The 24,168-nt window shown below is 40.9% G+C and carries 23 protein-coding genes, 3 tRNA genes and 1 pseudogene; 16 read left to right on the top strand and 11 right to left on the bottom strand.

The window, feature by feature from the left end:
* Positions 1-106 precede the first annotated feature (106 nt).
* Positions 107-1,018 (top strand): tyrosine-type recombinase/integrase, encoded by a 912-nt coding sequence (locus tag AC6H44_RS05480; protein ID WP_500737898.1) that lies wholly within the window; start codon positions 107-109, stop codon positions 1,016-1,018.
* Entirely contained in the window at positions 1,011-2,090 is a 1,080-nt protein-coding gene (locus AC6H44_RS05475) for an IS91 family transposase (RefSeq protein WP_500738379.1), read from the top strand. Before AC6H44_RS05480 ends, AC6H44_RS05475 begins: the two co-directional genes overlap by 8 nt.
* Before the next feature lie 355 nt (positions 2,091-2,445).
* Here the strand turns inward: AC6H44_RS05475 and AC6H44_RS05470 are convergent, their stop codons facing one another.
* Positions 2,446-2,793, bottom strand: a complete 348-nt coding sequence (locus AC6H44_RS05470; RefSeq protein WP_500737897.1) for a hypothetical protein — start codon at positions 2,791-2,793, stop codon at positions 2,446-2,448.
* Between the two features lie 123 nt (positions 2,794-2,916).
* The gene (locus tag AC6H44_RS05465) at positions 2,917-3,147 is read right to left on the bottom strand and encodes a hypothetical protein (protein ID WP_500737896.1); all 231 of its coding nucleotides are present in this window, start codon (positions 3,145-3,147) and stop codon (positions 2,917-2,919) included.
* 426 nt (positions 3,148-3,573) lie between these two features.
* Between AC6H44_RS05465 and AC6H44_RS05460 the strand changes: the two genes are divergently transcribed.
* Positions 3,574-3,720 carry a hypothetical protein gene (locus AC6H44_RS05460; RefSeq protein WP_500737895.1) on the top strand — a complete coding sequence of 49 codons (147 nt, stop codon included), beginning with the start codon at positions 3,574-3,576 and terminating at the stop codon, positions 3,718-3,720.
* A complete protein-coding gene (locus AC6H44_RS05455; protein WP_500737894.1) occupies positions 3,720-3,848 on the top strand; it encodes a hypothetical protein in 129 nt (42 codons plus the stop codon). Before AC6H44_RS05460 ends, AC6H44_RS05455 begins: the two co-directional genes overlap by 1 nt.
* A gap of 156 nt (positions 3,849-4,004) precedes the next feature.
* Here the strand turns inward: AC6H44_RS05455 and AC6H44_RS05450 are convergent, their stop codons facing one another.
* Positions 4,005-4,748 carry a class I SAM-dependent DNA methyltransferase gene (locus AC6H44_RS05450; RefSeq protein ID WP_500737893.1) on the bottom strand — a complete coding sequence of 248 codons (744 nt, stop codon included), beginning with the start codon at positions 4,746-4,748 and terminating at the stop codon, positions 4,005-4,007.
* A gap of 106 nt (positions 4,749-4,854) precedes the next feature.
* Positions 4,855-5,520 carry a 7-carboxy-7-deazaguanine synthase QueE gene (gene queE, locus AC6H44_RS05445; RefSeq protein WP_500737892.1) on the bottom strand — a complete coding sequence of 222 codons (666 nt, stop codon included), beginning with the start codon at positions 5,518-5,520 and terminating at the stop codon, positions 4,855-4,857.
* 145 nt (positions 5,521-5,665) lie between these two features.
* Here queE and queC point away from each other — a divergent pair, with 145 nt between their 5' ends.
* Entirely contained in the window at positions 5,666-6,322 is a 657-nt protein-coding gene (gene queC / locus AC6H44_RS05440; RefSeq protein WP_500737891.1) for a 7-cyano-7-deazaguanine synthase QueC, read from the top strand.
* Positions 6,323-6,378: 56 nt separating this feature from the next.
* Here the strand turns inward: queC and AC6H44_RS05435 are convergent, their stop codons facing one another.
* On the bottom strand, positions 6,379-6,828 hold the full coding sequence (locus AC6H44_RS05435; RefSeq protein WP_500737890.1) for a methyltransferase family protein: 450 nt from the start codon (positions 6,826-6,828) through the stop codon (positions 6,379-6,381).
* Between the two features lie 175 nt (positions 6,829-7,003).
* Here AC6H44_RS05435 and AC6H44_RS05430 point away from each other — a divergent pair, with 175 nt between their 5' ends.
* Entirely contained in the window at positions 7,004-7,246 is a 243-nt protein-coding gene (locus AC6H44_RS05430; RefSeq protein ID WP_500737889.1) for a hypothetical protein, read from the top strand.
* Between the two features lie 11 nt (positions 7,247-7,257).
* On the opposite strand, the gene AC6H44_RS05425 is transcribed toward AC6H44_RS05430, so the two are convergent.
* The 6 genes and pseudogenes from AC6H44_RS05425 to tnpC all read right to left on the bottom strand — a co-directional run bounded on the left by AC6H44_RS05425 (position 7,258) and on the right by tnpC (position 15,437).
* Positions 7,258-8,271, bottom strand: a complete 1,014-nt coding sequence (locus AC6H44_RS05425; RefSeq protein WP_500737888.1) for a hypothetical protein — start codon at positions 8,269-8,271, stop codon at positions 7,258-7,260.
* 94 nt (positions 8,272-8,365) lie between these two features.
* Positions 8,366-9,031 carry a tRNA (adenine(22)-N(1))-methyltransferase TrmK gene (locus AC6H44_RS05420; RefSeq protein ID WP_500737887.1) on the bottom strand — a complete coding sequence of 222 codons (666 nt, stop codon included), beginning with the start codon at positions 9,029-9,031 and terminating at the stop codon, positions 8,366-8,368.
* 5 nt (positions 9,032-9,036) lie between these two features.
* On the bottom strand, positions 9,037-9,969 hold the full coding sequence (locus AC6H44_RS05415; RefSeq protein WP_500737886.1) for a class I SAM-dependent methyltransferase: 933 nt from the start codon (positions 9,967-9,969) through the stop codon (positions 9,037-9,039).
* Entirely contained in the window at positions 9,970-11,964 is a 1,995-nt protein-coding gene (gene uvrB, locus AC6H44_RS05410; protein WP_500737885.1) for an excinuclease ABC subunit UvrB, read from the bottom strand.
* Entirely contained in the window at positions 11,961-13,334 is a 1,374-nt protein-coding gene (locus AC6H44_RS05405; RefSeq protein WP_500737884.1) for an MATE family efflux transporter, read from the bottom strand. Before AC6H44_RS05405 ends, uvrB begins: the two co-directional genes overlap by 4 nt.
* 663 nt (positions 13,335-13,997) lie before the next feature.
* Positions 13,998-15,437: pseudogene (gene tnpC, locus AC6H44_RS05400) on the bottom strand (IS66 family transposase).
* Between the two features lie 388 nt (positions 15,438-15,825).
* On the opposite strand from tnpC, the gene AC6H44_RS05395 reads away from it, so the two are divergent.
* The 10 genes from AC6H44_RS05395 to AC6H44_RS05350 all read left to right on the top strand — a co-directional run bounded on the left by AC6H44_RS05395 (position 15,826) and on the right by AC6H44_RS05350 (position 24,146).
* Positions 15,826-15,902 (top strand) — tRNA-Asn (locus AC6H44_RS05395).
* Positions 15,903-15,923: 21 nt separating this feature from the next.
* Positions 15,924-16,000: transfer RNA gene (locus tag AC6H44_RS05390), tRNA-Asn, on the top strand.
* Between the two features lie 27 nt (positions 16,001-16,027).
* Positions 16,028-16,104, top strand: a tRNA-Asn gene (locus tag AC6H44_RS05385).
* A 171-nt stretch (positions 16,105-16,275) separates the two neighbouring features.
* Positions 16,276-18,219, top strand: coding sequence for an EAL domain-containing protein (locus AC6H44_RS05380; protein ID WP_500737883.1), 1,944 nt, complete (start codon positions 16,276-16,278; stop codon positions 18,217-18,219).
* Between the two features lie 239 nt (positions 18,220-18,458).
* Complete coding sequence (rsxA, locus tag AC6H44_RS05375; RefSeq protein ID WP_008115244.1) at positions 18,459-19,040, top strand: electron transport complex subunit RsxA; 582 nt, start codon at positions 18,459-18,461, stop codon at positions 19,038-19,040.
* A 1-nt stretch (position 19,041) separates the two neighbouring features.
* Positions 19,042-19,596, top strand: a complete 555-nt coding sequence (rsxB, locus tag AC6H44_RS05370) for an electron transport complex subunit RsxB (RefSeq protein ID WP_500737882.1) — start codon at positions 19,042-19,044, stop codon at positions 19,594-19,596.
* Positions 19,597-19,604: 8 nt separating this feature from the next.
* On the top strand, positions 19,605-21,761 hold the full coding sequence (gene rsxC, locus AC6H44_RS05365) for an electron transport complex subunit RsxC (RefSeq protein ID WP_500737881.1): 2,157 nt from the start codon (positions 19,605-19,607) through the stop codon (positions 21,759-21,761).
* Positions 21,758-22,816, top strand: coding sequence for an electron transport complex subunit RsxD (gene rsxD / locus AC6H44_RS05360; protein ID WP_500737880.1), 1,059 nt, complete (start codon positions 21,758-21,760; stop codon positions 22,814-22,816). The genes rsxC and rsxD overlap by 4 nt, the downstream gene beginning before the upstream one ends.
* Positions 22,813-23,451 carry an electron transport complex subunit RsxG gene (rsxG, locus tag AC6H44_RS05355; RefSeq protein WP_500737879.1) on the top strand — a complete coding sequence of 213 codons (639 nt, stop codon included), beginning with the start codon at positions 22,813-22,815 and terminating at the stop codon, positions 23,449-23,451. Before rsxD ends, rsxG begins: the two co-directional genes overlap by 4 nt.
* Complete coding sequence (locus AC6H44_RS05350; protein ID WP_500737878.1) at positions 23,448-24,146, top strand: electron transport complex subunit E; 699 nt, start codon at positions 23,448-23,450, stop codon at positions 24,144-24,146. The genes rsxG and AC6H44_RS05350 overlap by 4 nt, the downstream gene beginning before the upstream one ends.
* The last annotated feature ends 22 nt before the right edge of the window (positions 24,147-24,168 follow it).

Raw genomic sequence — 24,168 nt, 5'->3', positions numbered from 1 at the left:
AACTTGACCGACTTGTTGAACGAAGCCGCTTTGCGGCAGAAAAAGCAGATCGCGTGTTTAATTAACTCTCTACCAATGCCGGTAGGATTAATTGGAGTTCACTGTTATGAACACACACGATCAAGCTCGTTTCGAGTCTTTATATTCAACCTATATTACCGAATTAAAACTGCAGGGCAAGAGTGATAAAACCATTGATTGTTATGCTCGGTGCTTACGCCAAGCTGCTGTCTTTTTTGACACCTGTCCTGATAATCTCAGCGCTGACGATCTCAAACGCTACTTTCTTTTTCTTGTTGAAAACAAATCATGGAGCGCGGTTAAAATTACCCGTAATGCCATTCAGTTTTGTTACAAACATGTTTTCCATCGTCCGTGGACGTGGGTAGATATTATTAAACCGCCTAAAACTCAGGTAGTTCAAGATGTGTTATCGCCCACTGAAGTCGCACGCATTATTAACGCCACCCGCAAACTCAGCTATCAAACCTATTATTTAGTCACCTACAGTCTAGGTCTGCGCCTCAGTGAAGCCATTAACTTAAAGGTATCGGATATTGATAGCCATTTAATGCGGGTGCATTTGCGTTATACCAAATCTAAAAAAGACCGCTTTGTGCCATTACCTCAAGCAACCTTGTTTGCATTGCGCCAATACTGGTGCACTTACAAACATCCTGAATTAATTTTCCCTGGAGGGAAACCGCCCTTTCTGCGCAATGGTCACTCATTAGTGATGGACAAAGGGGGTGTGCAGAAAGCGATTAAGTTAATCGCTAAGGAAGTTGGTATCAGTAAAAATGTGCATGTGCATACCCTGCGTCACTCCATTGCGACCCACATGTTAGAGCGTGGATTAAGTTTACGCTCCATTCAAGTTTTTTTAGGTCATGCCAGTCCTGATACTACGGCTAAATACACGCGGATGACCCAAGAAACAGCTCAAAACAGTGCACTCATGCTTAATGATATTATTGATGGCTTATCAATTCATTGGCGGGGGCAAACCGATGAGTAGCTTGGCTGAGGTTGCTCGTCTTGAGCATGCGTCACTCGTTGAAAAATACGGGCATTTAATGCGCCATGAGCACCATTATGCACTGAAGCAAATTATGCAGTGCCATACACCGGATGCTGGGGCGATGTTATTTCATTGTGATAGCTGCGGTAAAAGCAGCACACTTTACCCTGGCTGTGGTCATCGTCATTGTCCTGCCTGTCAACACCACGCTAATACGCACTGGTTAGCGGTGCAAACACAAAAACTGTTGCCCGTGAATTATTTTTTAGTCACGTTTACCTTGCCGTATCAGCTACGCCAATTTATGTGGTTTCATCAACAATGGGGCTATCATGCTCTGTTTAATTGTGCCACGGCAACGTTGCGCAGCTTCTTCAGCCGAGACAAACACCTCGGTGATAAACTCGGGCTGACGGCTGTGTTGCATACGCATTCTCGACGCCTCGATTATCACCCTCATATCCATTTCATAGTGCCTGCTGGCGCACTCAATAAACACGGCACACTGTTTCAGCAAAAGCGGGGACGCTTCTTGTTTAAGGCCGATAATTTAGCCAAGGTATTTCGGGGTAAATTCATGGATGCACTGCAACAAAGCGGTTACCACCTTGCTGTAAATACCCCCTCATCTTGGGTAGCTGATGTGCAATACGTCGGGCAAGGAGATAAAGCCCTCACCTATTTAGCGCGCTATTTGTATCGCGGGGTGATTAATGAGCAAAACATCATTGAAAATCAACATGGGAATGTCACCTTTCGTTACCGTGATAGTGCCACCAAACAGGATAAATACATCACCGAGCCCAGCTGTGATTTTTTATGGCGAGTAATACAGCACGTCCTGCCAAAAGGTTTTCAACGTACGCGTAACAGTGGCTTTTTACATGGCAATGCAAAACGGACACTTCAGCGTATTCAGCTCTTGCTTAAGATGCAGCTACCGCCATTAATAAGTACAGCCAAAGCGCCCGTGTGCTGCCCGCACTGCAAAGCGCACATGACGTTGTATCTCGCGCGTATTGGCGGTCATATTATTGGGCAAAATCAGGTTGTCGGGCTGACGATATAAAACACGGATGTGATCTTATTCTAAGGAGCAGGAGTCGACGTAACAGCAAAAGCTGATGCGTGAATTAAAGCCATAAAAGAAAGGTAAATACGCACAAAACAGGTAAGTAAGAACACGGCAAAATTAAGTAGACTGCGTTGTTTGTTTTAAGGTTTTTTATAAACATTTTTTAAGCGATACGCAGCCTTAGGCTCACTCGGCCTGAAAAAACATAATCAAGCTGTTCCCCAAAGCTTCTATCAATTTATTTACTATAAATAAGTGTCAACATCAGCAACGGGCTTGTCCAACAATAGGATTAAGTTGCGGCTTCGCGCAACCTATCCTTATTTATTATGCCTTTTATATAGTATCTTTAGTTATGTTTAATATTTATATCTAGTGATGGTTTTGGTATTTGACCCCAATCCACTTCACGGGAACCTAGGCCACAACCGGCAACAGAGCCGCCTCTGCGATTTGTAATACCTAATAGTTTTTTATCAGTAAACCAAGCTATCATATAGTTGCATTGACCAAAGCCTGCGACTTCACTGTACTGTAATGCTTCGCTATTTCCTCTGAATGAGCGATTTTCTGGCAAGCCTAATATGTTTACGACTTCTGCTTTTGACATGCCTGGATCTAGCATCATTGATTTCTTTTGTAGAGAAGAGCAGCCAGAGATAAGTGTTAAAGTTAGTAATGCAAAAATAAATTTCATATTTTTCCTTTTTAGGCATAACACCCGCCTAACAGGCGCAAAAGGCTTGGCTAAAATTAGGAACGAAGTGACGCAAGCCAAGCTTTTTGCGCCCTTTGTTGAGGCGTTTGTTAGCTACCAATACTACAAGAGTAAGAATACATTTTCTTTCGTGAAATCAATATTTATACCCGAGCTGATAGAGCCTTTGTAAATGCCAGATGAGTATTCATTAACTGTAACTTGATACTCAGAACCCGCAATATCTTTGACGATAGAAATCGAACCAACAGAAAGGCGCTTTTTAACTAGTTTGTTGCCCGAACCCATGAATGGGATTTCATCAAGGTTTGGATTTTGTAAATCTAGCTTCATTGACACGATTCCTCCAACGGTTTGTACTCATTATCTTTGTTATTCCACGTTTGTATACAGCCCGTCCAGCGATCTGCTCTAACCTCAAATCCTAATCTTGAACCCATATATTCATAACGAAACATAATGGAGAAAATAATAATCCCTAACAGCAATATGATTGCGAGTACTAATGTTGAATTTTTCACTACATATTCCTTAGATAGCTAACAGCTTATTCAAGGGATCTAAACCCACAAGTTGCAGACAGAAAATCCTTCGAGTTTTTTAATACTTTCAGTCTAACTCTGTATCTAAATGTAAATCAAGGGATTTATATTTGTTATTTCTTTGTTGTTGTAAAATACAAGAAATAATCCCGCGAGTTGTTGCAAAAAAACTAAATACAACTACTGTTTATATATACAGAAACAACTGCAGCAGATCATGGCTTCTGTATTTTTAGAATCCATCCGTGACTTTATGACAACGCGTCGTTATGCCAAACGCACTATAGATACTTATCAATATTGGCAATACACCCAAAGTATAAACTTATCGCTCAGTTACTTTACGGTAGTGGTCTACGTTTAATGGAAGCTGTAAGGCTTCGGGTAAAAGATGTCGATTATGGCTATGTCTCATTAATGATTTTAAGCATGGACCCAGAAAGTAAAAAGCTACTTCGTCGCTTATTTAGTCAAGTATTTTGCTGCGCTTAAGTGTGCGCGAATGTCTATAATTGCCACAAAGTTGACTAATACCTCTTTTTTCAGCTGGCATTTTTGTTTTCTTATAAAGCGCAGCGTCTCTTAACCCTCTTTGTGAATAATTGTCTTAACTTTCTAATTTCTAATTTCTAATTTCTAATTTCTAATTTAAATTTTTACACACGCAAAAATGGCATTGCCCGATTTTTCAGCCCATGGGGTTATTTTTTCGTAGTCGTGTTCAAACACATGTATTTCAAAGTAAGGCTTTAGGGCTTCTTTTAACTGGGCAAAACTAACGGCAACCATTGGGTGCTCGTCGTGCCATATGAATGTTTCATCTGTTGTTGCTTTATTTATACTGAGCTTTAATGACTGTTTTTCACCCGCGCCACTGTAATGCCAGCCAGAGCGAAATGTAAATAAGCCGCCTGCATTTTCAGCGCTGTGTTCTACAAATGAATCGTTATCGATATGGTTTTTATCAACAACATTAAAGCAAAATAAACCACCGGCTTTTAGTGCTTGGTGTACGCTGGCAATACAGTCTTTTAATTTATTAATGCCGTCGCAATAATGGATTGAATACAAAAAGCAGGTAATTAAATCTACTTGCTCAGGGATCACAAACTCACTCATGTTTTGTAATGAGAATGGCGCTTCTGGGCAACGAATAGTTGCTCTGTCGAGCATGGGTTGATTTATATCGAGCCCACTACTTTGGTAACCATAATCAATAAAATGACGAACATGTGGGCCCGTTCCGCACGCTAAATCAAGGTGCGTGTTACCACTATTACCGAAAATTTGCTGTAGCCTTTGAATACCATTGCTTTGCGCCTGATAATCTATATCGGCGCACATTAAGTCATAGTGATCAGAGAGGTCGGTGTATAGCGCATTCGCAGACATAGTAGGCCTAATCATTTGTAGGTGGGTACGTTAAGCCGCGCATCATAAACTAATTGTTACCATTAACGAAGCAGATATGAAAGTAAACAGCGTTGCTGGGTTTAGTTTAATTTATTCCCAAATATTTATGTACTTGAATTGATAAGCGCCAATTTTTAGCAATACAGGTCTCAATGGCTAATTTAGTTGCCGATGTTTTTTGGCTAATTGGTTGTAGGTATACCAGTTTTGGATTTACATTAGTGGCGGCAAATAGCGCTTCCAGTTCTTCTACGTGTTTTTGCATAGCAACTGGGTGTTTTATTTCATCGGCGCGTTGCATGGCACTACTGAGTACTTTATAGCCACCACGCATATTAATTTTTGGTGATACCGTAACCCACGTTTGTGCAGGGGCGAGTATTTCAAAGGTGCCACTGGTTTCTATTTGCGTGCTAAAACCATGATCATGCAATAAATTACATACTGGGTTTAAGTCGTACATGCAAGGTTCGCCACCGGTTATAACAACATGCTTGGCGGTATAACCTCGGGATTTAAATAACTCAAGTACTTGCGCTGCACTGGCTTCTGCCCAGTGATCTGAGTCGGCTTTTTTTTCTACCGTGTCATCCAGTGATACTTTATATACATTATCAACATCCCAGGTTTGCTTTGTGTCGCACCACGAACATCCCACCGGGCAACCTTGCAGGCGTAAAAATATAGACGGTGTGCCAGTAAAGCTCGCTTCACCTTGAATGGTTTCAAACACTTCATTAATTTTGTACAAAAGAAATCTCACTTACAACCTGACGGCAAAATTGTTACTATTAAAAGCCTCAAAGCATGGTGCAAAAATTGTCATTTATGCTTTGGCCGTGTAGTATATCGCGCCCTGATATAAACCTCTATCAAAACTAAAGAGCAAACCACGTATGACGCAAAAAGTAGTTGTTATTTATTCCGGCGGTATGGACTCATTTACTGTATTAAATAAAGCCCTGCAGCAAGGCCATGATGTTTATGCCCTGTCGTTTGATTATGGTCAGCGTCATGTTAAAGAGCTTAAAGTAGCCGCTAGCGTATGTGAAAAGCTAAATGTCCCGCATAAAATTGTTGATATATCAGCAATTAATCAGCTTATTGGTGGCTCATCGTTAACGGACGATATTGATGTGCCAGAAGGCCACTACGAAGCCGAAAACATGAAAAGTACCATAGTGCCTAACCGCAACATGATTTTGCTTTCTCTTGCGGTAGGGTATGCGGTGTCGCTTAAAGCAAGCCAAGTTTACTATGGTGCACATTCGGGCGATCATGCTATTTACCCAGATTGCCGCCCTGAGTTTGTTAAAAAGATGGATGATGTGTGCCGCATTGCGAATTACGATGCGGTGGAAATTTTCAGCCCATATTTAAACGATACAAAAATCGATATTTTAACCGATGGTATAAAAATGGGCTTAGATTATAGCCAAACATGGACCTGTTATAATGGCCGTGAAAAAGCCTGTGGTAAATGTGGTGCCTGCCAAGAACGTTTAGAAGCGTTTGAACTTAACAACGTGACTGACCCGCTTGAATATGAGTAAGGTTTAAAGTAAACACATAAAAGGCTAGCAAAAGTAGCCTTTTATGTTGCAAAAAATTAAAGCCAGCGTTTTACTCGTGATTTATAGTCGTTAAATTGCTCACCAAATAATTTATGTAGCGCCCGCTCCTCTGGGATTATTTGAAATAAAGTAATATAAGCAATAAATCCTGCTACACCTAAAAAAGCCCACATTGAGCTTAACCACACGCCCCAACCTGCTAGTATAAACGCAAAGCCTAAGTACATTGGATTGCGAGAAAGTTTATACACCCCAGAAGTCACTAAACTCGAGGCCTGCTCAGGTTTGTTGGGGAGTACTGTGGTTTTAGCAAACCGAAAACTGACCACCCCAGCAACACAAAACAAACACCCTATGGCGACTAATCCTAATGCTAGGTAAGTTATGAAGGCGGTAAAGTCTATTACCGTGTAATGCGCAATCAGTGCCATGACAGCGGCAAAAAATACCACAACCACAACCGGTGGAATTTTATTATTTAACATACCTTTTCCTTGTATCGATTAAAAAAACTACATAGTTACAATATGGTGGCGGTACAAACAATAACAATGGCTTATTAAATATTTATAAATACAAATAAAGTTACAATTAACTAGCTTTATCGGCGCTTATTTATGGTTATAATTTAAGCACGCACCAAAATGAAAGGAAGTGATTATGTCTGGCACAACTATGATAGTACTTATTGTGCTTATCTCTGTGGGTTCGGGAGTGCTTTACGATATGTATAAAAAGCACCTTGAGTTTAAACATAAAGTACATGGCAACAACCAAGATGCGCATAAGCAACTAGCCGGAGTGACGGCGCAAGTGAGCGAACTCAAACAACGGGTACAAACACTTGAAGCCATTGTTACCGACTCGAGCTATAACGTAAAACAAGAGATAAATAAGCTATAGCTGCGCGTGGATTATAAGTAATTAGGGTATAAATGGGCGTTTTCTGGCTGTTCAATTCCGTGGGCAGCTAAAAAGCCACCAATAGCCTGTCCACAGCCTTGTGGTGCTCTGCCGCTGTCTATTTCAAAATTTAACTGGTTCGCTTCTTGTTTACCCATTGAGCATAAACTCACTGAACTAGGCGAGCGCATAGCAATACTCAGCTCCCCTATTTGCTCTGCGTGTACATGTTTACTAAAACGTGCAAAACCTTGGTACTTAAAATGCTCGCTTACATACTCATTACTGGTGCTTATCAGCGCGTTAATAAAGCTATGTAAAAAACTATTTGTTGTTGTATCACCCGCTAAAAAAGACAACTGTTTGTTATTAAACTCGCTTAACTGACAGTTATCACAATTAAGCTTTACCGTATATAGCTGCTCACCGGTTGCAATGCCCTGTTGATTGATTAAGCTTACAGTGGCATTAGCAAATACTAGGCGCTTAATTAAACTAGATAAAAGTTCAGTGTGAGTAGCACTGCGCGTAACAAGTTCAGGGTTTTGCGCCATAACAGGTAAGTCATGATGGTTATTAAATGGCGTACTGGTGGCGCCTTGGTGTTGTAGCTGAAAAAGCTCTCTTACTTCATGCTCACGTGCTACTTTTAAAGCCAAAAATGCCGTTTGAATAAGTTCTGAGGTCGGCAAGTTTTGCTCTACTGACCAGCGACGGCCAAACAGTAGCTTTTTTGCTTTGTTATTAGCTTTGTAATTGTCTGGGCTAAGTACCGCCACTTGCAAATAAATATCGCTGTTTTTTTCTGCGGCTAACACACTAAAATGAGTAGAAAAGCTAATATCACTCAGCACTTCATTAACACTGGTTAAACTATGTTTATAACGCAAAAAATGCTGTGGAACAATCCAATTATTATTGGCCAGTTGCACCATTGGCGCATACGAAATAGGCTGCTCATAGCTGTATTGCCATTTTTGCCCGTCGCCTAATAATGGCTCAATTTTTATATTATTATGTGACATATATAAACCAAATTAACCCGCCCAACGGCAAGATATAAACTATGTAGCACTTTACGTAGTGACTCACAAAAATCGATCACACTTTTTGGGGTATTTAGCATGAAAAGACTTGCTGGTAGTCTGTTATAACTTTTTGATAGTAAAGTCTATCTTTATTGAGCATTCGAGTATAATGATCAAGTAATTGCTGCTGGTACTGATGATGTTGAGGATTATGTTTATTCCACATTTGTGCACCGGTTTCAGTGATTATGTCACTGGCATTAAAACTGACTTTTATAACTTCATAAAAACGTTTGTTTTCAACAATAATGTGCTCGCTATCGAGCTTTAAATTGTACGCCTTTAAGCCAGCACGTACTTTATAAAGGTGCTGAATAGGGCAAATAATAAAGCTAAGCTGTTTGAGGCTTTGCGGGTTATTATTAATAATTTGCTCGATTAGCTTTAAACATAAATCGCCACCAATACCGGCAATAACGATCACTTGCTTAGCATTTTTTGCCAAATTTATTTGCGCTACATCTTCACAGCGCACCTGCCATATAGGCAAGGATTTACCTTGCTCAAACAGGGTAAGTGACTGTTCAAGCGCGGCCATTAACTCAGGAATAATATCCACAAAATTTATCTGTTTTGCTATGCCACGCTCAAGTAACGCCATCCCTAAAAAACCGTGATCGCAACAACAATCCCAAATAATATCGTAAGGCTGCGTAATTAACGAGTTTATGGCGTTTAAACGTTTACTCAGTTTCATTTAACTCATGCCATTTTTGTTTTATACACCAGTGCTTTTAAGCTTTTATCGCTGTCTATTTCTATAAAGCGATCGGTTGCTGCTAAGCGTTCTACAAATTCTATGGCACCTTGAGTATGCTCTTCTATAAGTGCTTTAAAATCGCTTTCTGAAAGTTCAGGGCTGTTAGCGCACAACAATAACTGAGTAGTGGTGTTTATCAGCTCAGGCAGTCTGCGTAATACTTTTTGATAGTCTTTGGTTAATATAAAACTGCCTTTTTGAAAGCTTGGCGGATCAACAATAATTAAATCAAACGGTGCGGCTTTTTTTAGTTTACCAAACGACTTTAAAATATCATGCGGTAAAAAACTCACCCCTCTATCAACATTATTTAATTGATGGTTTTGCTTACCCACTTTTAACACGCCTTTGCTCATATCCATGTTCATTACATGATCGGCACCGCCGTGCATAGCCGCAACAGAAAACCCACAGGTATAAGAAAACAAGTTAAGTACTTTGGCATGTTTGCTATTTTGCATCACAAATTCACGGCCTTTTCGCATATCTGGAAAAATACCGGTGTTTTGCTTGCTCATTAAATCAACCAAAAAACGTACCCCATTTTCGGCTACGCTATGGCGCGGGGGCAATTGCCCATACACCAGCGTGTTATGGCTTTGTAGCCCCGCACGCTGCTGATAAACCAACGCAGTAATTAACTCAGGGTAATGCTGTTGCGCCCATTGCCATAATATATTGGTAAGCGTTGTGAGTGTTGGCTCGTCAATTTCACTGTACGACACCAAAAATAAGCTCGGTGGGTAAAAGTCTAAGTTAATATGACTGAGCGCTTCTATACTGTGGCCACGACCATGAAATACGCGGCACAATTCGTTATCTGCAAAAGGCGTCTGTGCTAACGCATTAATTATGGGGGTAAAATCGGTTGTCATTTAATTAATCAACTGTTGCTGTAGTTCATGTATTTCGTCGCGCACTGAGGCGGCTTTTTCAAATTCTAAATCGCTCGCATAGGCATGCATTTTGGTTTCTAGCTGCTTAATTTGCGTGGCAATTTCTTTCGCACTAAGGATTTTTTTAGATTCTTTACGAATAAGCTTTAAGTTATCTTGTGGTGAGGCATCTTGGCCTACATCCATCACATCGAGTATCTTTTTAACCAAGGCACTGGGTTCAATACCGTGTTTAACATTATAAGCGTGCTGTATTTCTCGGCGTCGGTCTGTTTCTTCAATGGCTTTGGCCATCGATTTAGTGATTCGATCACCGTATAAAATTGCACGGCCATCAAGATGGCGAGCAGCACGGCCTATGGTTTGAATAAGCGAGCGAGCTGAACGTAAAAAACCCTCTTTGTCAGCATCTAAAATAGCAACAAGTGCCACCTCTGGCATATCTAAACCTTCACGCAGTAAGTTAATACCTACTAACACGTCAAATACACCAGCACGTAAGTCGCGAATAATTTCAACCCGCTCTACGGTGTCTATGTCAGAGTGTAAATAACGTACCTTTACGTTATGCTCACTTAAGTAATCGGTTAAATCCTCTGACATACGTTTAGTAAGCGTGGTAACAAGTACTCGTTCGCCAAGCGCAACACTTTTATAAATTTCTGAGAGTAAATCATCAACCTGATCGCCTACCGGGCGCACTTCTATTAATGGGTCGAGTAAACCTGTTGGTCGTATAACTTGCTCTGCAACTTCGCCATTACTGCGCTCTAATTCAAAATCACCGGGGGTGGCCGATACATAAATAGTTTGTGGCGCTATGGCTTCAAATTCTTCAAAGCGCAGTGGACGGTTATCCATTGCCGAGGGCATTCTAAAACCATATTCAACAAGGTTTTCTTTTCGGCTTCTATCGCCTTTATACATGGCACCAATTTGCGATACCGTTACGTGCGATTCATCAATGATCATTAATGCATCGTCGGGTAAATAATCCAGTAGTGTTGGCGGTGGATCGCCAGGCGTGCGTCCTGATAAATAACGACTGTAGTTTTCTATACCTGAGCAATAACCCAGCTCGGTCATCATTTCTATATCGTATTGAGTGCGCTGGGCTATTCGTTGCTCTTCCACTAGTTTATTGGCACTGAGTAGTTGTGCCCTGCGCTCTTTAAGCTCAACTTTTATTTTTTCGATGGCTTCGAGAATTTTTTCTCGTGGTGTTACATAGTGAGTTTTAGGGTAAATGGTAGCGCGCACTATGTGTTTTTCTACTGCGCCGGTGAGTGGGTCAAAAATACTCAGGCGTTCCACTTCATCATCAAACATTTCTACACGTACCGCATAGGTGTCAGACTCTGCAGGGAATATATCCACCACTTCACCACGCACACGGTACGTACCACGACTAAAGTCAATGTCGTTACGGGTATATTGCAGCTCTGCAAGGCGCCGTAGCATATCGCGCTGGTCAACCTTTTCGCCCACTTTTAACAACAACATCATTTTCATGTACGAATCAGGATCGCCTAAACCATAGATGGCGGATACTGAAGCAACAATTATGGTGTCGCGTCGCTCTAAAAGCGCTTTAGTGGCACTGAGTCGCATTTGTTCAATGTGTTCATTGATGGATGCATCTTTTTCAATAAAAGTATCGCTCGCTACCACATAGGCTTCAGGTTGATAGTAATCATAGTAAGATACAAAATACTCAACCGCATTGTGTGGAAAAAACTCTTTCATCTCGCCGTATAGCTGTGCCGCTAGGGTTTTATTGTGCGCCATAATAATAGTGGGACGATTTAAATCACTAATAATATTAGCCATAGTGAAAGTTTTACCCGTCCCCGTTGCGCCTAACAAGGTTTGCTGGGCAAGCCCTGCTTCTAAGCCTTCACACAACTGAGCAATAGCGGTTGGTTGATCCCCTGCGGGTTTAAATTTTGATACTAATTGAAAATGATCGCTCAATGACTACACTCCTGTAATGCTTGACTACTTAACGCTTCAATCTCTTTCATAAACCACTTGTAAGCGACAAGGGCTGTGAATAAATTACCAATGGCCGCGCCGATAAACAAGCCAATTAAGCCTGCCAATTCATTCCCAATATACGCAAAGGGAAGATAAAAAATAAACAACCTAATTACGCTCAAAATTAAGGCGTTCATGGGTTTGTGTAAAGCATTAAACGAAGAGTTTGATAAAATGATCACGCCTTGCAAACCATAACTTAACGGAATGGTATAAATAAACAGTTTAATGACATCAACTACCGCTTGCTCTTTGGCGAAAATTTCACTGATAACGCCTGAAAATATAATTAATAATATATAAATGACAAACTGCCACAGCATTACAAATTTCAAAGTTCCCAAGTAAGCCTCTTTTACTCGAGAAAAATGACTAGCCCCAAAGTTTTGACTGATAAAAGGCGGTAACGTCATCGATAAGGCTAACACCACTAAGCTTGCAATTGATTCTATTCTACTGCCAACTCCAAATGCGGCTACAGCCTCAGGACCATGATACGCCACAAGTGCGGTCATGACCGTCATGGCAATGGGCGTGAGCATATTTGCACCTGCTGCAGGTAAACCTATTTTTAAGATTTTACGAATCGCCCCGATAAACGTTTGATTACCTGCTTTTAAACTCAATAAACGTTTTTTTACGATTAATAAATACAAAATAATTGTCACGGCAACAGCCCAAGCTATAACACTGGCAATTGCCGCCCCTTTGATCCCCAACGCTGGAATAGGACCAAAGCCAAAAATAAGCATAGGGTCGAGCACCGCGTTAATAAGCCCTGCGCCTGCCATAATAATGCTTGGTGTTTTCGTATCGCCACTGGCACGTAATACAGAGTTGCCAATCATTGGGGTAATTAAAAATACACTTCCCAAAAACCATATACTGATATAGTCGTGGATCAGTGGTAACACCTGCTCGTTAGCTCCAAGCAGAGTAAAAATAGGCTCAATTAATAAATAACCGCAGGTCGATAAAATTAATACCAGCACTATCGCAACGATCAGCGACACACTGGCATCAAAACGCGCCTCTTCTATGTTGTTACAGCCTAATGCTTTAGCTATTACCGCCGAAGTTCCTATACCCAAGCCAATGGCTAAACTAATAACGGTAAAAGTAACAGGAAACGTAAAGCTCACAGCAGCAAGTGGCTCAGTTCCTAGTAAACTTATAAAAAAAGTATCAACAATATTAAACATCATTAAAGTGAACATCCCAAAAATCATAGGGAGGGTCATTTTCTTTAAGGTAGGCGAAATAGGAGCGGTGAGTAAATCAGGGCGAGTGTGAGAATGTGCGCGCATAAGTTATATAAGCCTCTTTTACTGAGCTGCGCATTTTAAAGCATTTGAGCTATTCAAGCCATGCTTTATTAAATCTAAACAATTTAATAAAGCTTGACTTTCTAAAGCCGCATTTTTATGACTTTCTTAATAAATTTGATTAAAACGCACTGAAAATCAAATAAAAAACATTTAAGTAACCTTTGTTACATTTATTTTTTGCAACTTGTTGTTTTATTGCACAGTCTAGAACGATGATTTATCGTCACGAAAAATTTTACTTATCGTTTTAGGTACTCCGTTTGCTTAAACATAAGTTATTGTTTTTAAATATATAAAAAAAAAGCTTTTTAATACTTGAAATCGTGGCAGCACCCTATATTGCTGGGGGCTGTGATGTTCTTAAAGTTTCATAAACAGAGTTATCCACAGAAACCGTGGATAACTCATTCAACCCTACGTTTATAAAGGGCTATAACAAAACAAAAATAGGTAGGTTGATCGCTGCTTTTAGTTACCATAGTGAAAACAACATTAAATTTATGTGTAACATGGCAAAAGCTGAGAATAAATTTTTAATTAATATTTAGCTTTGTTTTACGTTGCTTACCCATACTTGGTTCAACCAGCTTTAAATACAAAAACTACAATGCTGCAAGTATTTTAAAACAAGTTAATTAGTAACTATTCAGCCTCATCTTCAATAAATATATCAGGTAGCTGATTTTTGAAGAGTAGCTCAAGCGCTAGGCTTGCAGATACATCTTGTTTTCTGCAAGACGATAGATAGCTTCTTATCAAGCAGAACATCTCTGCGCCTTGTTGGCTTCTAAAGCATCCTGATATTTTTTGATGAACCTTGGTCATCCTAATGTCATTCTCACCTTGATTATTTGTAAAAGGCACTGCAATTCCCGTCATAAAACGTAAGACATCATCTTGATAACCCCTTAATCGCTCTAACAACGCTCTGGATTTGGTTCGCTTTAATCGGCCTCGTTGCCCTTTTACTCGGCTGTTTTCATCTGGTGGGGGGCATTTAATGTCACCTTGGGCCAATATTTCTTCATATTTCTGTTTATATCGCGCTTTGGTGTCCGCATTTAGTTCAGGGTTATCAATTTGATATTTGTTGATTTCTTTCAATAGGTTTTGCATGTCCTTGGCCCACTGCATACCGTCTTGCTCCCAAGCCCTTTCTAGTTCTCGCAGATGATGGGCATTACACAAGGCATGTTGGCACTTTGTATATTGGTAATACGGTTTCCAGTGGTCATGGCACAGTACACCCGTAAAATGAGGTAAAATATCAGCATCATCCATTGCCGTTTTTCCTCTTTTTTCATGCGGGTAAAAATATGTCCATTCTTTGGTTGACGCGCTATGCAGCCATCGCCGCTTACCACCAATATTAATACCTGTTTCATCAACGTGTAATACATGGGATGTCATTTATAGGGCTTTTTTTATCGCCGCTTCTGCACCAGTGGACGTGATTAAGGTCGCTGCCTGCTCATTAAAGTTAAATAAACTGCCGGCACTGATGGGAATACCCAGTTGGTCACAAAAGTATTCTTCAATACGGTTGTAAGGCAGTAATTGATATTGAGATAAGTAACCGGCATGCGCTTTTACACCTGCGCCATATTGAATGGGACTGTTAACGCCGGCAGGAAATTCACCAATAAAACGCTTACCGTGCTCATCTTCTAAGATTTGTGCTTGGTATTCTGTGATGACTTTACTGATATCTATATCGACGACCTGTCGCTTTTGAAACCCCACCTCACGGTAATGACCTTGAGGTAAAAAATCACGGTCAACGAAGATAAACTTGACCTCATCAGGGGTCTGAGTTTGCGTCAGCGTTTTGCCCACTCGCCCTGTTTGTCCACCCGCGGACTTACCTGATTTTTCTTTAGCCTGTTTTTTGCGGTTAGTATCTTTTGATGGTGGAAGACTGCTATTTTTACTATTAAGACCTAATTTACTTGCGAGCATCACAACGACAACAAGAATGAGCTCAATAGACATTTTCAATGCAGGCGTGAGCGTTTTATCTTCTTGTAATTGAGCTTTTGTTTGCTCAACGAGTTCGGTGATGTTGATGCTATTTAAATTCATTGAAACTAAGGTAGTTAGGTAATAGCCCTAGCTTGGCATACTGGCGGGATCGGTCAATAGTTAAAAAGGATCCTTTGAAAATAATTTACCTTGGTGAATAGTTACGTTAATTATAACTTTATTTAAATAAAGCAAACAAAATACTTATCTAGCATTAAAACCTGCTTTATTAAATGTGAATAATACTCTTAAATCTTAAACTTCATTTCAAAATAATGCTGTTTTTATAACACAATAATCACTGCGCTTTACTCAACCAGTGTTACAAAACACCCATATTGCGCATAAAAACAACGAATAGACCTCTTTTTTGTATTTATGATCTTTTATGTGTTGACACTTTGCTGTGCGGTCATTAATATTTCGCCCCGTTGAAAGGCAATACGTTTCCCCCTTAGCTCAGTTGGTTAGAGCGACGGACTGTTAATCCGCAGGTCCCCCGTTCGAGTCGGGGAGGGGGAGCCAAGTTTTTCAACCATAAATGATTCCCCCTTAGCTCAGTTGGTTAGAGCGACGGACTGTTAATCCGCAGGTCCCCCGTTCGAGTCGGGGAGGGGGAGCCAAATCATATAAAGTTAAGTTACTGTAGTTCCCCCTTAGCTCAGTTGGTTAGAGCGACGGACTGTTAATCCGCAGGTCCCCCGTTCGAGTCGGGGAGGGGGAGCCAATTGTATAGAATCTCGTAGACACGCCTTCAAATTTACACTACTATTCATCCCTAAAATTCTTCACTTTATGATTAATATAATTAACCATTTGATAATTTTTGCTATCAAATTATAATTAGCTTAATAATCATGAGGTTGTTTCCTCCCCTATGACGTAAAAAGATTAAACAATGGCAGCTTTTAAAAAACTTATTTTTATACAACTCATAGCATGGCTGGTATTAATCACAGCAGGTTGTTATTTTATTAGCCTAAATTATGACAACGCCATCGGTAATGCCCAAAAAAACGCACAAGTTACCGTTGAAAGTTATATAAAAGACATGTCGTCCACAGACGTTGCCACTGAGAGCTTAAAAAGCACCCTCGCAACGAGTGAAATGTTTTCGCATTTTACCTTGCGCGATTATCAAGGCGCGGAGGTGTTCTCTATCAACGCTCCCTCTCAACTGCCTTTGTTTGGCCAAATTGTACAATCAACCTACAACTCTGTTCGTCCTCAATTTGCCACAAATAACAACGCTGATATAAAAATTGAATTCACGCTAAACACCCGATCTTTAGCACAGCAATACCAAACAATATTTTTGATTATGTTCATTATTAGCGCACTACTGGCGCTGTTACCCGTTATTGTAATGAAGTTTATTATTAAAAATGTTAACACCCATGTTTGTATGGCCGTTGCAGATGTCATAGATATATATATTAACAACAACCAGCTAGATAATGATTTTGATACTAGTTTTGATTCCAGCCAATTAAAGCAGTTAGGTAAAAACTTAGTACCGAGCTTTAACCGGTTATCGCATTTTTTAAAGAATAAAAATGACAACATTCAAAATGCCGCCCATAACATTAAAAAAGAAGCCTATAAAGACGGGGTTACCGAATTAGGTAATCGAAATATGTTTGTGGAATATTACGAAAAACACATTGAAAATAGCGAAGTAAGTACTTTTGGCTCGTTGGCATTAGTTCGCTGTAGTGAGCTGCAATCAATTAATCAAACCCGTGGCTATCAAAAAGGTGATGAGTACATAAAAGCAGTGGCAGATATAGTGAAAAATATTTGTGGCACCTACAGCAATAGCCAAGTATTTAGACTAAATAGTTCTGACTTTGTAATTATACTGCCAAATACACCACTAAAAGAAGCTGAAAGGTTTGGTGAAAACCTGCAGTCGCGCTTTACCCAATATATGCAAAACCAAGAACTGAGTTCAGTTGCAAACACGGGAATTGTAGGTTACGAAAAAGCTAAGCCTTTGGGCGAATTACTCTCTGTGGTAGACAATGCAATGAGTATGGCTCAATCTAAACAGGTTAATGCTTGGCACGTACAACGCGATACTGATTTAGTAAATAATGTAAGTGCTGGATTTGGCAATCAAAACTGGCGTAAAGTTATTAATGAAGTGATTGAATCTAAAAGTGTACATTTAGTAATCCAAAATATTATGCCTTTGGGCAAAAGCATAAAAGCGTATGCTGAAATTCAGGCTCGCTTTAAAACAGCACAAAATCAAGCTTTGCCTACCGCATCGTTTTTAGCTATGGCTGAAAAATTAGAAATGGCCATAGAAATTGATAAGCTGATAATTGATACTTCTCTTGAAAAAATTAAAGCCAGTAACTTATCTGAAAAATACTTTGGACTAAATATCACCCCCTCTAGTGCGCACAGCAACCAATTTATGATTTGGTTAGAGCGTCGCTTACTTAAGGACCCTAATATTGCTTCCAAGCTAATATTTGAAGTGAGTGAGTTTGGTCTTCAACAAAATATTAAAGCCAGCAAGCACTTTATCGACATGGTCCATCGAGTGGGAGCAAGGGTTACCGTTGAGCGTTTTGGAGTTGGGCTTACCTCGTTCAAGTTTTTCAGAGATTTAAAGCCAGACTTTATTAAAATGGATGCAAGCTACACCAGAGGTTTAGAGGACGATAAAAATAATCAATACTTTATGCGTTTAATGGTTGACCTTGCACACCGAATTGGTGTCAGTGTTTTTGCTGAAGGCGTAGAAAGCCAAGAAGAAAAACACATTGTAGAAACACTTTGCCTAGATGGCGCACAAGGTTATTACATAGAAAAACCCAAAGACATTTAAGCCCCTAGTTACAGTTAAAAAAGAGCATTTATGCTCTTTTTTACATTTTAAAGTGTGCTTTTGTGAATGCTCAACCGTTAAAAAGTATAAGGTTTTTAAATTGCGAAGCCTTTTGATTTTATCCCTTTACTGCCCCTGCATTTTTTAACACTGTTTATTTAACTGATAATCACTCAGCGTGTTGTTAATCACAGTAGAAAAAAGGATAATACACGGGATTTTATTAGTGTGAGGCACACATGACAGAATACGTCTTGTTATTAATTGGAACCGTGTTAGTTAACAACTTTGTATTAGTGCAATTTTTAGGCCTTTGCCCGTTTATGGGTGTATCGGGAAAACTTGATACTGCCATTGGTATGTCTTTAGCAACCACTTTTGTGCTAACACTTGCCTCTGTGACCAGTTATTTAGTAAACGAATATATTTTACTACCACTGGATATTACCTATTTAAAAACAATGAGTTTTATTTTAGTTATTGCTGTGGTTGTACAATTTACAGAAATGGTTGTTAGAAAAACCAGTCCAACGCTTTACCGTTTGTTAGGGATATTTCTACCTTTAATAACCACTAATTGTGCGGTTCTTGGCGTTGCTTTATTAAATATCAAAGAAGATCACACCTTTTTACAATCGGCTGTTTACGGTTTTGGTGCCGCCGTGGGGTTTTCATTAGTATTGGTTTTATTTGCTGCATTGCGCGAACGTTTAGCCGCAGCCGATGTCCCTACTCCCTTTAAAGGCGCCTCAATAGCAATGATAACAGCAGGCTTAATGTCAATGGCCTTCATGGGTTTTACTGGATTAGTGAAGTTTTAATATGACCTTGTTGTACGCTTTAATAGCGCTGGGTTTACTGGCGTTAATTTTTGGATTAATTTTAGGATTTGCCGCAGTACGCTTTCGTGTTGAAGGTAACCCTGTGGTGGAGCAAATTGACACTATTTTACCGCAAACACAATGCGGTCAGTGTGGTTACCCCGGGTGTCGTCCTTATGCAGAAGCCATTGCCAATGGCGATGAAATAAACAAATGCCCACCCGGTGGTGATGCCACGGTTAAAAAATTAGCGGATTTAATGGGCGTAGAAGCCAAACCGCTTGCCGGAGGCGAACAAGCTGAACCTGTTAAAACCGTAGCTTACATCCGCGAAGACGAATGTATTGGCTGCACTAAATGTATTCAAGCTTGTCCTGTTGATGCCATTGTTGGTGCAACGCGCCAAATGCACACGGTTCTTATTGATGAATGCACTGGCTGCGATTTATGTGTTGAGCCTTGTCCAGTAGATTGCATTGACATGTTGCCAGTGGCACCAACAAAACAAAACTGGAAATGGCAATTAGATGCTATTCCTGTTACCCAGATAGATTAGAGGTTTGAGTGGAAAAGTTACTTGAACAAATAAAAAAAGGCACCGTTTGGGCATTTCCTGGCGGTGTGCATCCTCCTCAACAGAAGTCATTGTCTAATAGCTCGCCTATTGTGCGCCTTCCTTTGCCTGAAAAGCTTGTTCTGCCTTTAAAACAGCATATTGGCGCTAGCGGTAAACTAATTGTTGAAAAAAACCAGCACGTATTAAAAGGCCAACCGCTAACTAAGCCATCAGCTAACTGGTCAGTGCCTGTGCATGCACCTACATCAGGCACTATTATTGATATTACGCCTATGCCATCGGCGCACCCTTCTGCTTTACCTGAGCTAAGCATTATTATTGAACCCGATGGCAAGGATACCTGGTGTAAGTTATCGCCATTAGCCAACCCAGCGACTGCATCACACGATGAACTGGTTGATATTATTCATAATGCGGGGATTTCTGGCATGGGTGGCGCAGGCTTCCCAACTTATGTTAAAGCAGATATTAGGCAACCGATTGAATTTTTGATTGTTAACGCTGTTGAATGTGAACCTTACATAACCGCAGACGATACCTTAATGCGTGAACACGCCGCAGAAATAGTCAAAGGTATTGAGCTCATGCAGCAGTTACTCAATCCCACTCTGTGTATTATTGGCATGGAGGACAATAAGCCTGAAGCTATCGCAGCAATGACAGCCGCCGCTAAACATAATGAGCACATTTTAATACAAACCGTGCCCACTGTTTACCCTTCTGGTGGTGAAAAACAGCTTATAAAACTACTTACTAACCGTGAAGTACCTAATGGGGGTATTCCCGCTGATATCGGTATTTTAGTGCATAACACCGGTACCTTGTATGCCATTGAGCAAGCCGTATACCAAGGTAAACCGTTAATAGAGCGCGTAGTGACAGTAACTGGCAATACCATACATAAGCCTGGCAATGTATGGGCGTTATTAGGTACTGAAATTAAGCATTTACTGGATTGCCAAGGGTTTTCACCGGTACCACAACAACGCGTGGTTATGGGCGGCCCTATGATGGGCTTTACCCTACCCACAGTGCGTATTGGTGTTGTTAAAACAACAAACTGTATACTGGCCCCAGATCACAAAGAGTTAGCAGAGCCTGGCCCAGAAAAAGCCTGTATTCGCTGTAGTGCCTGTGCAGATGCGTGCCCCGCTTCATTGTTACCACAACAGTTACAATGGTTTGCTAAATCAAAAGAATACGACAAACTCCAAGCGCATAACTTATTTGACTGTATTGAATGTGGTGCCTGTGCCTATGTGTGCCCAAGTGAAATTCCACTCGTACAGTATTACCGCGTTGCAAAAGTTGAAATTAAAGAACAAATTGCCGAGAAAATAAAATCAGATCGCGCTAAAGAACGCTTTGATGCACGTAAGGCTCGTTTAGAGCAAGAACAAGCAGAGCGAAAAAACCGGCATAAACGCAAACCTGCTGCCAAAACCGCAGATGAGCAACAAAAAGTAGCTGATGCCCTTGCCCGCGTTAAAGATAAAACTAGCGATGGTGACAATAAATCAGCGGTTGCAGCGGCAATTGCCCGTGCTAAAGCCAAAAAACAAGGCGGCGAACTTGAGCCAGATAACAGTGAAGTAGCAAAAGAGCGCGCAGCACGTAAAGAACAAGCTCGCCTTTATAAAGAGCAAAAAGCACAAAATAATGGTGATGACAAAGCTGCAAATGATAAAAAGTCAGCCGTAGCTGCTGCCATTGCTCGTGCCAAAGCAAAAAAAGCCGCGCAGGCTAATGAGCAAGTGCCAAGTAATGACACAGTCAATGAGTCTCCAGTTGCCGCAGATGATAAAAAAGCAGCCGTAGCTGCTGCCATTGCTCGTGCCAAAGCAAAAAAAGCCGCACAGGCTAATGAGCAAGTGCCAAGTGATGACACAGCCAGTGAATCTTCAGTTGCTGCAGATGATAAAAAAGCGGCCGTAGCTGCTGCCATTGCTCGTGCCAAAGCAAAAAAAGCCGCACAAGCTAATGAATTAGCGCAACAGAATGAAAACGCTGAATCACAAGGCAACGATGAATCTTCTAAAGATTCACAGCAAACAGCTCAAGAGAAGAAAAAAGCCGCCGTAGCCGCTGCCATTGCGCGTGCTAAAGCCAAAAAGCAACAAAGAGAAGGAAGCGATCAGTCATGAAACTAACCATGGCCAGTTCACCCCACAATCATAGTCACAAATCTGTGACACGATTAATGTTAACTGTGATTGCGGCCTGTATTCCCGGTGTTGTTGCACAAGTTGTATTTTTTGGTACCGGTGTATTGATCCAATTATTATTAGCGTTAGTGTGTGTAAGCGCGTTTGAAGCAGCTGTTATGTTGATGCGTAAACGCCCTATTTGGCCTTCATTAAGCGATGGCAGCGCGTGGCTTACGGGTGTGTTGTTAGCAATTAGTATTCCGCCTTTGGCTCCTTGGTGGATTATTGTTATAGGCTGTTTATTCTCAGTAGTAATAGTTAAGCAACTTTACGGTGGTTTAGGGTTTAACTTATTTAACCCTGCAATGGCTGCCTATGTGCTTTTACTAGTGTCGTTTCCTGTGCAAATGACTGCTTGGTTACCCGTAAATGAACTGCTCAATACAAGCATCACTTTTAGCCAGCAACTAAGCCTAATATTTAGCGACTATACAACACTTGGATATAGTTTAGATCAACTCAGAGTGGGTATAGATGGCAGCACCATGGCCACCCCCCTTGATACCTTAAAAACAGATATTGCTCACGGGTTAACGGTTACCGAAAGCATGCAAAAACCGGTATTTAATGAGTGGACTGGCCTAGGTTGGGGCTGGGTTAATTTAGCCTTTTTACTTGGCGGCCTATACCTGTTAAAAACGAAGGTAATTAACTGGCATATACCGGTCAGTTTTATTGCTAGTTTAAGCTTATGCGCTGCAATCGGCTACATTGCCTCGCCGGGCACTGAGCCAGGTGTAGTATTTCACTTATTCAGTGGTGCCACTATGCTAGGGGCCTTTTTTATTGCTACCGATCCAGTATCTGCTGCAACCACAAATCGAGGTCGCCTTATTTATGGTGCTGCAATAGGTTTAATTGTGTATTTAATTCGCACTTTTGGCGGCTTTCCAGATGCCGTAGCATTTGGGGTATTACTAATCAATATTGCAGTACCGCTTATCGATTACTACACACAACCTAGAACCTATGGCCATGGAGCAGTAAAATGATTATTTCTTCAATGGTAAAAAATGGCGCAATATTATGCGGCTTTGCACTCCTGACAACGGGATTAGTGGCCACCATAAATTCGTTAACGGCCGATAAAATTGCAGAGCAAGAGCAACTGCAATTAACTAATCAGTTGCAAGAAGTATTACCGCACTCAAAATACACGAATGAGCTTTCTCAAGATTGTGTGATTATATCTGATCCTCTGCTTGGGCCATACGACAACCAAGTAATTTACCGCGCTCGTAAAAATAACGAGCCCGTAGCATTAGTCATTCGCCATGTCACTCCCAGCGGCTACAGTGGCGATATACACTTACTCAGCGCAGTTTATCGCGATGGCAGCGTTGCTGGAGTAAGGGTTACTAAGCATGAAGAAACGCCAGGCTTAGGTGATAAAGTCGAAATTAAAAAGTCAGACTGGATCACCTCATTTAATGCAAAAACAGTACAAAGCGAAAGCGATGCTCGTTGGGCCGTTAAAAAAGACGGTGGCCAATTTGATCAGTTCACTGGCGCAACAATTACGCCTCGCGCCGTTGTTGGCTCGGTTAAAAACGCCGTAGTGTATGCACAAAATAACTTTGATGATCTTTTTGCAGCAGCGAATGCTTGCCCTGAGGTAACACCATGAGTGAATTAAAAACCCTTTACAAAGAAGGCTTATGGGGAAATAACCCCGCCTTGGTGCAGTTATTAGGTTTATGCCCTTTACTCGCTGTTACCTCCACAATAACCAATGCGCTAGGTTTAGGCCTGGCAACCTTATTGGTGTTAGTGGGATCTAATATTACCGTATCTATAGTGCGTAACTGGGTACCTAAAGATATTAGAATACCTGTGTTTGTGATGATCATTGCCGGTTTTGTGACGATTGTGCAGCTACTAATGAACGCCTACACCTTTGGCCTTTATCAATCTTTGGGAATTTTTATCCCATTAATTGTAACTAACTGTGCCATTATTGGCCGTGCAGAAGCGTATGCCTCTAAGAACCCAGTTCATTTATCTGCCTTTGATGGCTTAATGATGGGTTTAGGGTTTATGTTGGTACTGGTTGTACTTGGCGCAATGCGCGAGCTAATCGGCCAAGGCACCTTATTTGATGGCGCCGATTTATTACTTGGTCCATGGGCATCGGTTTTACGCATTGAAGTGTTTAGCTTTGACAGCCAATTTTTGCTCGCTATTTTACCGCCCGGCGCATTTTTAGGGCTTGGGCTGCTAATTGCCGCTAAAAATGTTATTGATGCACAAATAAAATCAAAACAAGTAACGCCGTCAGAAGCCGAAAAAGGCCCGCGAGCAAGGGTCACCAGTTTAACTTAAGGGGAAGCGCACGGTATTTACT

The sequence above is a fragment of the Pseudoalteromonas sp. TAP-3C genome (assembly GCF_059888565.1).
Note: the sequence above shows the minus strand (reverse complement) of the source record. Positions and strands in the feature narration are given on the sequence as shown.

Excerpts from the sequence above, each read along its gene's own strand:
- AC6H44_RS05480 (WP_500737898.1), top strand. The coding sequence starts at position 107 with ATGAACACACACGATCAAGCTCGTTTCGAGTCTTTATATTCAACCTAT.
- AC6H44_RS05475 (WP_500738379.1), top strand. The coding sequence starts at position 1,011 with ATGAGTAGCTTGGCTGAGGTTGCTCGTCTTGAGCATGCGTCACTCGTT.
- AC6H44_RS05470 (WP_500737897.1), bottom strand. The coding sequence starts at position 2,793 with ATGAAATTTATTTTTGCATTACTAACTTTAACACTTATCTCTGGCTGC.
- AC6H44_RS05465 (WP_500737896.1), bottom strand. The coding sequence starts at position 3,147 with ATGAAGCTAGATTTACAAAATCCAAACCTTGATGAAATCCCATTCATG.
- AC6H44_RS05460 (WP_500737895.1), top strand. The coding sequence starts at position 3,574 with ATGGCTTCTGTATTTTTAGAATCCATCCGTGACTTTATGACAACGCGT.
- AC6H44_RS05455 (WP_500737894.1), top strand. The coding sequence starts at position 3,720 with ATGGAAGCTGTAAGGCTTCGGGTAAAAGATGTCGATTATGGCTATGTC.
- AC6H44_RS05450 (WP_500737893.1), bottom strand. The coding sequence starts at position 4,748 with ATGTCTGCGAATGCGCTATACACCGACCTCTCTGATCACTATGACTTA.
- queC (WP_500737891.1), top strand. The coding sequence starts at position 5,666 with ATGACGCAAAAAGTAGTTGTTATTTATTCCGGCGGTATGGACTCATTT.
- AC6H44_RS05435 (WP_500737890.1), bottom strand. The coding sequence starts at position 6,828 with ATGTTAAATAATAAAATTCCACCGGTTGTGGTTGTGGTATTTTTTGCC.
- AC6H44_RS05430 (WP_500737889.1), top strand. The coding sequence starts at position 7,004 with ATGTCTGGCACAACTATGATAGTACTTATTGTGCTTATCTCTGTGGGT.
- AC6H44_RS05425 (WP_500737888.1), bottom strand. The coding sequence starts at position 8,271 with ATGTCACATAATAATATAAAAATTGAGCCATTATTAGGCGACGGGCAA.
- AC6H44_RS05420 (WP_500737887.1), bottom strand. The coding sequence starts at position 9,031 with ATGAAACTGAGTAAACGTTTAAACGCCATAAACTCGTTAATTACGCAG.
- AC6H44_RS05415 (WP_500737886.1), bottom strand. The coding sequence starts at position 9,969 with ATGACAACCGATTTTACCCCCATAATTAATGCGTTAGCACAGACGCCT.
- AC6H44_RS05405 (WP_500737884.1), bottom strand. The coding sequence starts at position 13,334 with ATGCGCGCACATTCTCACACTCGCCCTGATTTACTCACCGCTCCTATT.
- AC6H44_RS05380 (WP_500737883.1), top strand. The coding sequence starts at position 16,276 with ATGGCAGCTTTTAAAAAACTTATTTTTATACAACTCATAGCATGGCTG.
- rsxA (WP_008115244.1), top strand. The coding sequence starts at position 18,459 with ATGACAGAATACGTCTTGTTATTAATTGGAACCGTGTTAGTTAACAAC.
- rsxB (WP_500737882.1), top strand. The coding sequence starts at position 19,042 with ATGACCTTGTTGTACGCTTTAATAGCGCTGGGTTTACTGGCGTTAATT.
- rsxD (WP_500737880.1), top strand. The coding sequence starts at position 21,758 with ATGAAACTAACCATGGCCAGTTCACCCCACAATCATAGTCACAAATCT.
- rsxG (WP_500737879.1), top strand. The coding sequence starts at position 22,813 with ATGATTATTTCTTCAATGGTAAAAAATGGCGCAATATTATGCGGCTTT.
- AC6H44_RS05350 (WP_500737878.1), top strand. The coding sequence starts at position 23,448 with ATGAGTGAATTAAAAACCCTTTACAAAGAAGGCTTATGGGGAAATAAC.